The sequence below is a fragment of the Cellulophaga sp. 3_MG-2023 genome, from assembly GCF_030546975.1.
In the GTDB taxonomy this organism is placed as follows: Bacteria; Bacteroidota; Bacteroidia; order Flavobacteriales; family Flavobacteriaceae; genus Cellulophaga.
The window spans coordinates 1020840-1033593 of record NZ_JAUOPS010000002.1; the positions used below are offsets into that span (position 1 = coordinate 1020840).

Here is a 12754-nt window from a genome sequence, read left to right on the forward strand (position 1 = left end):
TACCTTTTTCTATGCATCAAAATAGATATTCATTACTTTTGGTTGCATCTTGTAATTTTATGCGATTTTGCCACTAAAATTTCAATATAACAACCTGAAAAATTAAGAAATGAAGTACAATCAAATCGATTCTAAATTATTCGTAAAAAACCGCAAAAAGTTTATGGCTCAAATGAAGCCAAAAAGTATTGCCGTTTTTAATTCTAATGACATTTACCCAATTGGCGCAGATAGCGCAATGCCTTTTGAGCAACATAGAAATATTTTTTACTTAACTGGTGCAGATCAAGAAGAAACTATTTTAGTTCTTTTTCCTGATGCATTAGATAAAAAACACAGAGAAATTTTATTTGTTCGTGAAACCAATGCACATATTGCCATTTGGGAAGGTGAAAAACTCACCAAAGAACGTGCAACAGAAGTATCTGGTATAGAAACTGTTTATTGGTTAACAGACTTTGATAAAGTTTTCTTTGATATAATGACAGAAGCAGATACTGTTTATTTTGATACCAACGAACATTACAGGCAAGCTGTAGAAACAGAAACAAGAGAAGATCGTTTTATAAAAAAATGTAAAGCAGATTACCCTGCTCACCAATGGGCAAAGAGTTTTCCAATAATGCAAAGCATAAGAGGTGTTAAAGAGCCTGAAGAATTAGCATTAATGCAAGAAGCTTGTAATATAACAGAAAAAGGTTTTAGACGTTTATTAGGCTTTGTTAAGCCTGGTGTTTGGGAGTATGAAATTGAAGCAGAATTGCTACATGAATTTGTACGTAACCGTTCTAAAGGATTTGCATACACACCAATTATTGCCTCTGGCTACAACGCAAACGTATTACATTACATAGAAAACAACCAACAATGTAAAGATGGCGATGTTATTCTAATGGATGTTGCAGCAGAATATGCAAACTACTCTAGTGATTTAAGTAGAAGTATACCAGTAAGTGGTAAGTTTACTAAAAGACAAAGAGCTGTTTACGACGCTGTTTTACGTGTTAAAAATGACGCAACAAAAATGCTTGTTCCTGGAACACTTTGGGCAGAATACCATAAGGAAGTAGGTAAACTAATGACTAGTGAATTATTAGGTCTTGGCTTGTTAGACAAAGCAGACGTACAAAATGAAGATAAAAACTGGCCAGCATACAAAAAGTACTTTATGCACGGTACAAGTCACCATATTGGTTTAAATACGCATGATTACGGAGAATTAAAAACTCCTATAAAAGCAAATATGGTATTTACTGTTGAGCCTGGCATCTATATTCCTAATGAAAACTTAGGTATTAGATTAGAGGATGATGTTGTAATACAAGAAAAAGGAGAGCCTTTTAACTTAATGGCAAACATTCCTATAGAAGCAGAAGAAATTGAAGAATTAATGCAAGCTAAGTAGCATTAAAATTTGTTTTAATAGTAAAACCTCTTCCCGCTAAAGGAAGAGGTTTTTTTATACTTAATCTTTATCTTCTTCAAAAGCTGTATTTGCGTAGTTACTGTACTTGTTTTCAGAAACCACAAACTCAACCCTTCTGTTTTTTAATCTTCCTGTTTCACTATTGTTAGTTGCCAACGGAATTGCATCTCCATGTCCTTGCCACTTGATACGGTCAAAAGTTAAACCGTTATCCAATAAAAACTCACCAACGGACTTGGCCCTATTTAAAGAAAGTAACTTATTGTACTTAGCATTCCCTTCATTATCTGAATGCCCAAATATTGTTACGTTTAATTGCGGATTTCTTTTTAAATGCCTAACTAATTCTCTTAATTGACCTTTAGCCTCTGGATTAATTATATAACTATCAGAAGTAAATAACAAGTCTTTAATTACATAAATCTCATCTACATTTATACTTTCATACTCCTCAACAGAAACATTGTCTACATAATAATATGAAGCTTTACGTAACCTTTCATTAACAATCTTGGTCCTAGTTCTTTTGTCTCTTTTAAAATTACCTAGAGTTATAAAAGACTCTGTCCCATTTGCTATAAAAGTAATAGATACATTTGTCCAAGTTCTGTTATTAACATATCCGTTAGCAGACCTTACTCTTAATAGCTTTATTTCCTCTGAGTTATTTACATAATCTATTGCTATACTTTTTTTGGTACTCCATTTTGGAGCTCTTTCTGTAAATAATATTTGAAATTCATCTACAGCTAATCCCGCCTTATCTGCTAGGCTAACCATAAATGAAACTTTATATTTTTTTCCTTTAATTAATGTTTGAGATAAAGATCCGGTAATGTACTCCCTATAATTATCTGGGCCAAGCATATAAAACCCTGCAAAAGCTTTGCCGTCATATACTTGTTGTCTTCCTATAAAGTTATGATTGGTACTCATTTCAGGACTACAATCACTATAATAATCTGTACTACCATCTGATGGTGTACGCCAGTCTGAAACGTCTTTTTGAAAATTACCTGGTCTCTTAGTACATTTTGTGGCAAATTCAAAACTTGGGTTTTTTACCAGGTTCTGCGCATTTGAGTTTATAAAAACCGTAAATAAAAATAAGTAGATAATGTTTTTGTAAGTAAGTTTTGTTTGGGGAATTGTATGCATAACTAAACATTTGGGGTTTGGTGTTCACGTGCTAATTAACACATATTTATTTGACCCTAAGCAATTTACACTACACATTGTTGTAGAAAGCGTAATTTTTGTATGTGAATTACTAAAAAAACGAGGTGTAAAAAAACACAAAAAACCCCATAAAAAGCAATTTTACGGGGTTTAAATGCAATATTTTATATCAAAAATTTATTCTAAAACAGAGTAATCTCCTATACTAATTGTCTCGTAATTGCCATTGTATTTTACGTGATTACCAACCATTGCATTATCTAAATTTGCATTTTCGATTTTGCTATTAGTTTGTATTAGGCTATTTTTTATGGTTGAATTTTCTATAACCGTATTATCTCCTACAGAAACGTATGGCCCAACAGTAGTATTTTTAAGCACTACATTTTCTCCTATGTAACAAGGTTCTATAATGTTAGCATTATCTAATGTTACAGATTTAGAAACCAATGCTTCTCCGTCTTTTTCTAAAAAGCCTAACATACGCATATTGGTTTCTACAGTAACATTTTTATTTCCACAGTCCATCCATTCATCAACCTTACCAGAAACAAACTTTTTACCTTTTTGCATCATTTGCTTAATACCATCATTAATTTGGTATTCACCACCATTAATAATATTATTATCTAAAACGTGTTGCAATTCATTTTTCAAAACAGCAACATCTTTAAAATAATAGATACCAATTACAGCTAAGTCAGACACAAATTGCTCTGGTTTTTCAACCAACTCTATAATTTCATTTTTGTCATTTAATTTAACAACACCAAAAGCTTCTGGTTTTTCCACTTGTTTTACCCAAATAACACTATCTGCAGTTTTATCTAAATCAAAATCTGCTCTAATTAATGTATCTGCATATGCAATTACAGCAGGGCCACTTAAAGAGTCTTTAGCGCACATTATAGCGTGCCCCGTACCCAAAGGTTGGTCTTGCCTGTAAATAGAAGCTTTAGCGCCTAAACTCTCTGCTAAAGCAGTTAAACTAGCAATAACATCATCACCAAAAAAAGCCGGATCACCTAAAATAAAAGCAACCTCTTCAATTGGTTCATCCAAAACCTTTGCTATATCACTAACCAAGCGGTGCACAATTGGCTTACCAGCTATTGGTATTAATGGTTTTGGAACTGTTAATGTATGTGGTCTAAGACGAGAACCTCTACCCGCCATTGGAACTATAATTTTCATTTTTTTCTTTTTTTAAATCTAAGCACAAATTAATGCGCCTATATTAATAATGGTTTATGTTTATATTATTTTTTACTTAGTGCCTGTACTACCAAAGCCACCTTCGCCTCTAGCTGTTTCAGACAACTCATTTACCTCTACCCACTCTGCTCGTTCATGCTTTGCGATAACCAATTGTGCAATACGCTCACCGTTCTCAACTTTAAAATCCTCATTAGATAGATTTACCAAAATTACACCAATTTCACCTCTATAATCTGCATCTATAGTGCCAGGTGCATTTAAAACAGTAACACCTTTTTTGGCTGCTAAACCACTTCTTGGGCGTACTTGCGCCTCATAACCAACTGGCAACTCTATAAAAAGACCCGTTTTAATAATTGCTCTTTGTAAAGGTTTTAACGTAATAGATTCTAAAATATTGGCTCTTAAGTCCATCCCAGCAGAAGCCATAGTTTCATAACTAGGAGTTTCATGAGCCGATTTATTAATTATTTTTATTGTCATTTTTTCTTTATTATTTTTCTTAATACTTCATTTTCCATTTTATACACTAAGCCTACAAATAAGAGTAGAAAAGCACAACCCACCCAAAGGTTTCTGTCAAAAATGTAAAAAGACAAAATTGATAACACCACTGATAAACTAAAATAAAATACTATTTTACGCATATTATATGGTATTGGGTAATTTTTTTTGCCGTACCAATAAGATAGCACCATCATACTACCATAAGCTAAAACTGTAGCTATGGCAGAGGCCATATAACTTAATGTAGATATAAGTGCCACATTAACAACTATAGTCACAATGGCTCCAATTACAGATATAAAAGCACCGTAACGCGTTTTATCTGTAACCTTATACCAAACAGATAAATTATGATAAATTCCTAAAAAGAAGTTTGCTAAAACAATTAATGGCACCACTTTCATTGCCTCCCAATACTCAGAGTTGTCTACAAACATTAGTTTTAGCACATCAGCAAAAACTACTACTCCCAATAAAATTACACTGCCTAATATTACAAAGTAATTGGTAATTTGCGCATATGCTTTTTGAGGATTTTTAGAGTTAGAATGACTAAAAAAGAAAGGTTCTATTCCCATTCTAAATGCTGTAGCAAAGAGAGTCATAAACAAAGCCAATTTGTAACAAGCAGCATATTTACCAACCTCAGATTCGGCTATGTCTTCTGGCAGAAGCCATTCCAATAAAATTTTATCAAAAACTTCATTAATTGTAAACGCTATACCAGCTAATAAAACGGGCCCTGCATACTTCATCATAGAACGCCACAATACTTTATCAAAAACATATTTGCTTTTAAGATATAAACCCAACATTAAAATTAATGTTACCCCACTTGCAATTAAATTTGATATAAATATATATGAAATTTGAAAGTCTTCTTTATAAATTGATGTTAAGATAGAATCTGTATTACCAACAACAAGCTTAGGTAACAACAATAAGAAAAAGAGGTTTAAGCCAAGATTGATGCAAATGTTCACAATTTTTATAATTGCATATTTCATTGGTTTCTCTGTAGCTCTAAGCCATGCGAAAGGAATAATTACTAAAGCATCTAAAACAAGAATAAAAATTGCATAAGAGATAAACTCCTCCCTAATACCAGCAAAACTTGCTAAAGGATTTTTTAATATTAATGCTATTACAAAAAAAGCTAAGGTAGAAACAGCTATAGAAATAAGCGATGTAGAAATTACCTTTTCTTTGTCTTCTGATTTATGGTAAAACCTAAAAAAAGCAGTCTCCATACCGTAAGCTAAAAACACATTAAAAATTGCAAACCAAGCAAAAATAACAGAAACCTGACCATAAATATCTGGATCCATTACGTCTGTATACACACGCACCAAAAGGAAGGACAGCATTCTAGGCAACACTGTTGCCAAACCATACACAAAGGTTTGCTTAAAAAGTTTTTTAAAAGGATTCAATAGTGTTTAATTAGAGTATAAAAGTAGTTATTTATACCCTAGCAAGCAAAGTGTTATTCTTTTGATCTAGTAGGGTAAATTAAAGCTTGTTTGTGCTTTATACCTGTTATCTTAACATAGTTTATTACATCGCCTTTATAGTAGCTTAAAACAGCTTCATCATAAGCCAACTCAAACGGAAAGTCTTTTTGTAATTCTTTTGTTGCAGGCGAGTTTCCAACTTCCTCTTTTGGATCTGCATGCATTACCATATCTTTAGGGGGCATAGCCTTTTTAGCCAACATTGTTGCTACAACAAATTTTTGACCTTCTTCATCCTGTATTTTAACATAAGATTGTTGACCTCTAAAAAAAAGAGAGTTTACTCTATAACCATCTAAATTAGCAACAGGTATCTTTACTTCTACACCTGCTCCTGACTCTTCTTTACCTCCATACCAATCTTGGCAATATGCCGTTCCTATTTCAAAAGGAGCAGAATCAACTAAATTCTTTTGAGAAGAACAACTGCTTAACATTCCTAAAACTACAAGTATACTAAAGATTGAATTTTTCATAATGGGGGTGTTTTTGATATTTATAAAGATACAATGACAAATTTAATGCCAAGTATTTCTTTTAAAAGATTTCAAAAAAACAAAAACCTCACGAGAAGTGAGGTTTTTAGTTCTATTTTTCGTCTAGATACGTAATAAATCAGACTTACACCTTAAATTTATTTTAATATCTAAGATTAAAGCATCTTAAATTTTAGTTGTTTAACGCTTCTGCACCACCAACAATTTCTAATATTTCATTAGTAATAGCTGCTTGTCTTGCTTTGTTATACGTTAATTTTAACTGGTCTCTAAGCTCTGTTGCATTATCTGTTGCTTTGTGCATCGCAGTCATACGAGCACCGTGCTCACTAGCAAAAGAATCTCTAACACCTTTATACAATTGTGTTTTTAAAGACTTTGGTATTAATTGCTCTACAATTTCTTTTTCAGAAGGATCGTAAATATAATCTGTTGCATTACTAGAAGTTTCTTTTTCTGATGCTACAGCTACAATTGGTAAAAACTGTTCTGTCATTACTATTTGCGTAGCAGCATTTTTAAACTTGTTGTAAACAACCTCTATTTTATCATAAGTACCATTAACAAACAACTCCATTAAATCCTCTGCAATTTCAGAAATATTATCAAAAGTTAAATCGTCATAAACCGTACTGTGGTTTGCAATTACGTTGTAATTTCTAGAAAGAAAATCGTTAGATTTTTTTCCTATTGCAAGAAACTCAACTTCTTTACCTGCATATGTATTTTCTGCAAGAGAAACACTTTGCTTAAGAATGTTAGAGTTAAAAGCACCACATAAACCACGGTTAGAAGTTATGGAAACTATTAAAACCTTTTTAATTTCTCTTTCCTCAGAAAACTTACTACCAGAATCCGCATCTAAATTAGCACTTAAGCTCTGTAAAAGCTCTGTTAATTTATCAGAATAAGGCCTCATTGCAGTAATTGCATCTTGTGCCTTCTTTAACTTAGCTGCAGATACCATTTTCATTGCGCTGGTAATCTGCATCGTTGAAGATACTGATGCTATTCTGTTACGTATTTCTTTTAAGTTTGCCATTTTTTCCTCTCCTAACCTCTCCAAACGAGAGGGATTGATTAGTCTAATTAAAATTCCCTTGTCTTATTCTCTTTAAAGAGAACCAAGAGAGATTATGCTCTATATTTTGCTGAAAGATCTTTACAAACAGCTACTAAAGTATCTGTAACCTCGTCAGTTAATTTACCAGACTTTAAAGTATCTAAAACATCTCTATGCTTAGCATTTAAAAACTCAACATATTCAGCTTCAAACTCTTTTACCTTTTCTACTGGCACGTCTTTTAACAAGTTTTTAGAACCTGCATAAATAACTGCCACCTGATCTTCTACAGTGTAAGGATCGTTTTGAGCTTGCTTTAAGATCTCTACGTTACGCTTACCTTTTTCAATCACATTTAAAGTAGATGCATCTAAATCTGAACCAAACTTAGCGAAAGCTTCTAGCTCACGGTATTGTGCTTGATCTAATTTTAAAGTACCAGATACTTTTTTCATTGACTTAATCTGTGCGTTACCACCAACACGAGATACAGAAATACCTACATTAATTGCCGGACGTACACCAGAGTTAAATAAATCTCCATCTAAGAAGATTTGCCCATCCGTAATAGAAATTACGTTTGTTGGGATATATGCAGAAACATCACCTGCTTGAGTTTCAATAATTGGTAATGCAGTTAAAGAACCACCACCTTTTACTATTGGCTTTAAAGACTCCGGTAAATCGTTCATATCTTTAGCAATAGCATCATCATTAATAACTTTTGCAGAACGCTCTAATAATCTAGAGTGTAGATAGAAAACATCACCAGGGTAAGCCTCACGTCCTGGAGGACGACGTAATAACAAAGATACCTCACGGTAAGCAACTGCTTGTTTAGATAAATCATCAAAAACAATTAAAGCTGGTCTACCAGTATCTCTAAAGTACTCACCAATAGAAGCACCTGTAAAAGGAGCATAAACTTGCATTGCAGCAGGGTCTGATGCATTTGCAGCTACTATTGTTGTGTAAGCTAAAGCACCTTTTTCTTCTAGTGTTTTAGCAATTAAAGCTACTGTAGAAGCCTTTTGACCAACAGCAACATATATACAATATACAGGCTTACCTGCATCGTAAAATTCTTTTTGATTTAAGATAGCATCAATACAAACTGTAGTTTTACCCGTTTGTCTATCTCCAATTACCAACTCACGCTGACCTCTACCAACTGGAATCATAGCATCAATTGCCTTAATACCTGTTTGTAATGGCTCTGTAACTGGCTCTCTATAAATAACACCAGGAGCTTTACGCTCTAAAGGCATTTCATAAGTTGTTCCTGCAATAGGACCTTTACCATCTATTGGGTTACCTAAAGTATCTACAACACGACCAACAATACCTTCACCTACTTTTACAGATGCAATACGGTTTGTACGTTTTACAGTAGAGCCTTCTTTAATCCCTATTGAACCACCTAATAATACAATACCAACGTTATCTTCTTCTAAGTTAAGTACTATACCTTCTAAACCACCTTCAAATTCTACTAATTCTCCGTATTGAGCGTTAGCTAATCCGTAAGCGCGAACAATACCATCACCTACTTGTAATACTGACCCAACTTCATCTAAAGATGCGCTAGCGTCAAATCCTGATAACTGTTGTTTTAAAATTGCTGATACTTCAGCGGCTTTTACTCCTGCCATGTTGTTTTAATTAATATTTACAAAGTCCGTAGTATATACCAAAGACTATAGACTGTTTGAAAATTCTCTTTTTAAACTATTTAATTTATTAGCTACACTTGCATTGTATTGCAAATCGCCAATTCTTAATACAAAACCACCAATAATACTTTCGTCTATAACATTTGTTATAGCTACTTTTTTACCAGTTAACTTTGCTAATTGCTCTAAAATTTTTGCTTCTAATTCTTTAGTTAAAGTTACTGCTGTGGTTACAACTGCAGTTTCTTCTCCTTTAAGCTTTTCATTTAAAACAATATAGTGCTGAGCAACTTCTTTTAAAAGTGACACTCTTTTATTATCTACTAGCAAAGAAATAAGTCCCTCAGAAATACTATGACTCCCTGCAAAAACAGCTAACAAAGCATTCTTTTTTATAGCTCCTTTAACCACAGGGCTACCCAATAGATCTTGAAGTTCCTTGCTGTCTGAAATTGTTTGTACAACAGAATGCATGTCTTTTTCAACTGCATCTGTAGCCTTAGTTTCAACCGCTTGGTTTAAAATGGCTTTTGCATATCTAATAGCTGCTCTAGACTCGTTCATTTTCCCTTATTAGTTTAGCTTAATATCGCCTACCATATCTTCAACCAACTTAAGTTGCTTGTCATTATTAGACAATTGCTCCTTAATAACTTTTTCTGCTATTTGCACAGATAAGTTAGCTACTTGGTTTTTAATATCTGCTACCGCTGCTTTCTTTTCACTATCAATAGTAGCTTTTGCTTGTGCAATTAATTTATCGCCTTCTATAATAGACTGCTCTTTTGCATCTGCAACAATTTTTTCTTTTATTTCGCGAGCTTCTTTTAACATAGCATCACGCTCTGCACGTGCTTCTTGCAATAACCTTTCGTTATCTGCATGCAAGTTCTGCATTTCTTTACGTGCATTTTCTGCCTCTTCTAAAGCACTTTTAATGCCATCTTCTCTTTCATTTAAAGAGTTCATTATTGGTTTCCATGCAAACTTAACCATTAAGAAGATAAGTACTAATAAAATTATTAGCAACATGAAAAACAAGCCAGGCGAAAAATCGTTTAATAACTGATCCATTATAAAATATAAATTATATTCTTTTTGTTTTTTGTTTAATTACAAACACATCCTGTAACCAACCGTTACAGGAATGCGATTGTTGTTTTTGTCCTTAAGCTTTTCCTAAGATCAAAGCACCGAAAGCTAAACCTTCTAATAATGCTCCGATAATAATCATTGCTGTTTGGATTTTTCCAGCTGCCTCAGGTTGACGAGCAATACCTTCCATTGCTTTACCACCGATTTGACCTAAACCGATACCACCTCCGATAACGATTAATCCTGCTCCAATTAAATTGTACATAGTAATTGATTTATATTAAATTAAACAAACTCTTATTCTACTCTAAAAATTAATGATGATCATGCTCTTCTACAGCCATACCAATAAACAATGAAGATAACATTGTAAAAATGAAGGCTTGTAAAAACGCTACTAGAATTTCTATCAAAGAAATAAATAACGTTAAAAAGAATGATACACCTAAACTACCACCAACACCCAAAGCTTCTCTTGCTGTAAATGTTACAGCAACTAAGCCCATAACCACAGCGTGACCAGCAGTAATGTTAGCAAATAAACGAATTAATAAAGAAAATGGCTTAGTTAGCATACCCAACACTTCTATTGGAATTAAAGCTATTTTCATTAAAACTGGCACACCTGGCATCCAGAAAATATGTTTCCAGTAATCTTTATTACCACTAAATTGTACTATAAAAAATGTAAATAAGGCTAAACAAACTGTTACTGCTATTTGACCTGTAACATTAAATCCTATTGGAGTTAAGCCTAATAAGTTTAATATCCAGATAAAGAAGAATACAGTTAACAAAAAGCCCATAAACTTACGGTAATGCTTTTCTCCAATATTTGGTCTTGCAATTTCATCTCTCACGTATAACACTAAAGGCTCTAAAACACGACCAAAACCTGTTGGAATTGGACTCTTTTTATACCCTCTAGCTAAAGAGCCAAAACCCCAAAGCATTAATAAACCAGCTAGCAAAATACCTACAACAGTTTTAGTGATTGAAAAATCCCAAACCTTGTGTGCATTTGTAGCGTGGTGCTTATCGTCAAAAGAAACTGTAGCCGCTCCTTCTTCTAACTCATATATTTTACTATGAATTTTTGTAAGCTGAACTCCATCCTTGTTTACGATAACATGACCGTCATCGTTATGATGAAATTCTGAAGACATAAAAGTCTTAAGACCTTTGCTTGTCCAAACAATAACTGGTAACGGAAAACCAAAGTGCTTACGCTCCCCTGCATCATTTGTATATGAATACAAAGTGAAGTCGTGTGAATCTGCTAAGTGATGGCTAATGTAAGCCTGAATCTCTTCGCTACTATTTACTTGTGAATCATTTTCTTGTGGCTCATTGTTGTCGTTCGCAAAAGAACCCAAACTAAACACAAGTGCCGTGACTAAAATAATTTTACTAAAAAATGTATTTCGCATATTGCTTAAAAAATATCGGTCTCTAAAAATCGGTGCAAATGTACGCTTTTCTATCAAAAAGAAAAAAACCTTTTTTTGATTATTTTAACACAAGCCAAAAAGCGCAACAAATAAGTTTGTTAGTCTAAGTTTTTGAGCACTTTAGCAATAAAAAACGTCTCTACCAGTAAACATATGCTGTACGGGACAAAAAAAGAAGCAAATTCTGTTAGATTTATATTATCATCTGCATTAAATGATGGGTAAAAAAGCATAAAAAAGAAAAGAAATTTTATGGCACTACCAATAATAAAAAAAATACCTAATTGTGTTTTAAACTGATTTCTTAACAGATAAATGATTGTAAATATTACAGTTACCAACACAAAATTAATCACATAAGAAAGTACAATCTTATTATCAAACAAAGGTTTTTGCATATCATCTAACACTAATAAGTGCACACCAAAAGCTACTGCTAATGAAATAATAATTGTAGAGAAAAAGTAGATAAGCAACTTATGATTTGCCATTAGAATTTTATTTTTTTTAATTGTGTAACAACTGCAAAAATAGAAATTGCTACACCAGATAGTGTAGCAATTACAGTAAAAATTTCGTTATTTATATTATAATGCGCATCTAACCACACACCAGCCTTATGAGCTAAGTAAATAATAGCTCCCATTTGAAAAGCAATACCAGAAAGCATTGCTGCATTTTTTAAATGATTAGGCTTATTTTTATTAGGAAGCTTTGGAAGTTCCACCAGCTGCAGCTTGTTTAGCTCCTGATAAAGCACCATTTTTACCTCCCATAACACATGAAGCATTAAATGTTGCTCCAGGCTCCACAGCTAGCTTAGAAACAGAAACTGTACCCTCTATAACTGCTGAAGATTTTAATGATAATAAATCTGACACCAACAACTCTCCGTTAAAACCACCTTCTATGTCTGCATTAACACACTCTACTTTACCGTGTATGTAACCATCTTTGCCAATGACTACCTTTCCAGATGTTTTTACGTTACCATCTAACTTACCGTCTATTCTAAAATCAGCTTCTGAAACTATATCACCTTTTATTTTGGTGTTTTTTCCAATTCTGTTAGGCTGGCCGCCCATATCTACAACATCTCTAGGTTTACTCTTATCTGAAAACATATTTTTT

At 33.1% G+C, this 12754-nt stretch carries 15 protein-coding genes; 1 reads left to right on the forward strand and 14 read right to left on the reverse strand.

Going from position 1 to position 12754, the window contains the following annotated elements; genetic code table 11:
• The first annotated feature begins 109 nt into the window (after window positions 1-109).
• Window positions 110-1405: an aminopeptidase P family protein gene (locus Q4487_RS09475; protein ID WP_303539746.1), complete on the forward strand. Its 1296-nt coding sequence runs from the start codon at window positions 110-112 to the stop codon at window positions 1403-1405.
• Between the two features lie 60 nt (window positions 1406-1465).
• On the opposite strand, the gene Q4487_RS09480 is transcribed toward Q4487_RS09475, so the two are convergent.
• The 14 genes from Q4487_RS09480 to Q4487_RS09545 form a co-directional block, all read right to left on the reverse strand.
• Window positions 1466-2584 carry an OmpA family protein gene (locus tag Q4487_RS09480; protein ID WP_303539744.1) on the reverse strand — a complete coding sequence of 373 codons (1119 nt, stop codon included), beginning with the start codon at window positions 2582-2584 and terminating at the stop codon, window positions 1466-1468.
• Between the two features lie 198 nt (window positions 2585-2782).
• Window positions 2783-3799 carry a sugar phosphate nucleotidyltransferase gene (locus Q4487_RS09485; protein ID WP_303539742.1) on the reverse strand — a complete coding sequence of 339 codons (1017 nt, stop codon included), beginning with the start codon at window positions 3797-3799 and terminating at the stop codon, window positions 2783-2785.
• A 72-nt stretch (window positions 3800-3871) separates the two neighbouring features.
• On the reverse strand, window positions 3872-4306 hold the full coding sequence (gene dut / locus Q4487_RS09490) for a dUTP diphosphatase (RefSeq protein ID WP_100894321.1): 435 nt from the start codon (window positions 4304-4306) through the stop codon (window positions 3872-3874).
• A complete protein-coding gene (locus Q4487_RS09495; RefSeq protein WP_100894322.1) occupies window positions 4303-5763 on the reverse strand; it encodes an oligosaccharide flippase family protein in 1461 nt (486 codons plus the stop codon). The genes dut and Q4487_RS09495 overlap by 4 nt, the downstream gene beginning before the upstream one ends.
• Before the next feature lie 53 nt (window positions 5764-5816).
• Entirely contained in the window at window positions 5817-6320 is a 504-nt protein-coding gene (locus Q4487_RS09500; protein ID WP_303539738.1) for a hypothetical protein, read from the reverse strand.
• A gap of 193 nt (window positions 6321-6513) precedes the next feature.
• The gene (gene atpG / locus Q4487_RS09505; RefSeq protein WP_303541280.1) at window positions 6514-7383 is read right to left on the reverse strand and encodes an ATP synthase F1 subunit gamma; all 870 of its coding nucleotides are present in this window, start codon (window positions 7381-7383) and stop codon (window positions 6514-6516) included.
• Window positions 7384-7475: 92 nt separating this feature from the next.
• Entirely contained in the window at window positions 7476-9056 is a 1581-nt protein-coding gene (atpA, locus tag Q4487_RS09510; protein ID WP_100894324.1) for a F0F1 ATP synthase subunit alpha, read from the reverse strand.
• 45 nt (window positions 9057-9101) lie between these two features.
• Window positions 9102-9641, reverse strand: a complete 540-nt coding sequence (gene atpH / locus Q4487_RS09515; RefSeq protein WP_303539734.1) for an ATP synthase F1 subunit delta — start codon at window positions 9639-9641, stop codon at window positions 9102-9104.
• 9 nt (window positions 9642-9650) lie between these two features.
• Window positions 9651-10151: a F0F1 ATP synthase subunit B gene (locus Q4487_RS09520; protein WP_100894326.1), complete on the reverse strand. Its 501-nt coding sequence runs from the start codon at window positions 10149-10151 to the stop codon at window positions 9651-9653.
• A gap of 94 nt (window positions 10152-10245) precedes the next feature.
• Complete coding sequence (gene atpE / locus Q4487_RS09525; RefSeq protein WP_013620961.1) at window positions 10246-10437, reverse strand: ATP synthase F0 subunit C; 192 nt, start codon at window positions 10435-10437, stop codon at window positions 10246-10248.
• Between the two features lie 49 nt (window positions 10438-10486).
• Window positions 10487-11602 carry a F0F1 ATP synthase subunit A gene (gene atpB, locus Q4487_RS09530; protein ID WP_100894327.1) on the reverse strand — a complete coding sequence of 372 codons (1116 nt, stop codon included), beginning with the start codon at window positions 11600-11602 and terminating at the stop codon, window positions 10487-10489.
• Window positions 11603-11721: 119 nt separating this feature from the next.
• Window positions 11722-12114 (reverse strand): DUF6168 family protein, encoded by a 393-nt coding sequence (locus Q4487_RS09535; RefSeq protein WP_303539729.1) that lies wholly within the window; start codon window positions 12112-12114, stop codon window positions 11722-11724.
• Complete coding sequence (locus tag Q4487_RS09540) at window positions 12114-12350, reverse strand: AtpZ/AtpI family protein (RefSeq protein WP_232732594.1); 237 nt, start codon at window positions 12348-12350, stop codon at window positions 12114-12116. The genes Q4487_RS09535 and Q4487_RS09540 overlap by 1 nt, the downstream gene beginning before the upstream one ends.
• Complete coding sequence (locus tag Q4487_RS09545) at window positions 12328-12747, reverse strand: polymer-forming cytoskeletal protein (RefSeq protein ID WP_100894329.1); 420 nt, start codon at window positions 12745-12747, stop codon at window positions 12328-12330. Before Q4487_RS09545 ends, Q4487_RS09540 begins: the two co-directional genes overlap by 23 nt.
• Window positions 12748-12754: the final 7 nt, after the last annotated feature.

What these genes read in the sequence shown, in the direction of transcription:
- atpE (WP_013620961.1), bottom strand. Translation starts at nt 10,437, where the DNA reads ATGTACAATTTAATTGGAGCAGGATTAATCGTTATCGGAGGTGGTATC.
- atpG (WP_303541280.1), bottom strand. Translation starts at nt 7,383, where the DNA reads ATGGCAAACTTAAAAGAAATACGTAACAGAATAGCATCAGTATCTTCA.
- Q4487_RS09480 (WP_303539744.1), bottom strand. Translation starts at nt 2,584, where the DNA reads ATGCATACAATTCCCCAAACAAAACTTACTTACAAAAACATTATCTAC.
- Q4487_RS09535 (WP_303539729.1), bottom strand. Translation starts at nt 12,114, where the DNA reads ATGGCAAATCATAAGTTGCTTATCTACTTTTTCTCTACAATTATTATT.
- Q4487_RS09545 (WP_100894329.1), bottom strand. Translation starts at nt 12,747, where the DNA reads ATGTTTTCAGATAAGAGTAAACCTAGAGATGTTGTAGATATGGGCGGC.
- Q4487_RS09500 (WP_303539738.1), bottom strand. Translation starts at nt 6,320, where the DNA reads ATGAAAAATTCAATCTTTAGTATACTTGTAGTTTTAGGAATGTTAAGC.
- Q4487_RS09475 (WP_303539746.1), top strand. Translation starts at nt 110, where the DNA reads ATGAAGTACAATCAAATCGATTCTAAATTATTCGTAAAAAACCGCAAA.
- atpA (WP_100894324.1), bottom strand. Translation starts at nt 9,056, where the DNA reads ATGGCAGGAGTAAAAGCCGCTGAAGTATCAGCAATTTTAAAACAACAG.
- atpH (WP_303539734.1), bottom strand. Translation starts at nt 9,641, where the DNA reads ATGAACGAGTCTAGAGCAGCTATTAGATATGCAAAAGCCATTTTAAAC.
- Q4487_RS09485 (WP_303539742.1), bottom strand. Translation starts at nt 3,799, where the DNA reads ATGAAAATTATAGTTCCAATGGCGGGTAGAGGTTCTCGTCTTAGACCA.
- atpB (WP_100894327.1), bottom strand. Translation starts at nt 11,602, where the DNA reads ATGCGAAATACATTTTTTAGTAAAATTATTTTAGTCACGGCACTTGTG.
- Q4487_RS09520 (WP_100894326.1), bottom strand. Translation starts at nt 10,151, where the DNA reads ATGGATCAGTTATTAAACGATTTTTCGCCTGGCTTGTTTTTCATGTTG.
- dut (WP_100894321.1), bottom strand. Translation starts at nt 4,306, where the DNA reads ATGACAATAAAAATAATTAATAAATCGGCTCATGAAACTCCTAGTTAT.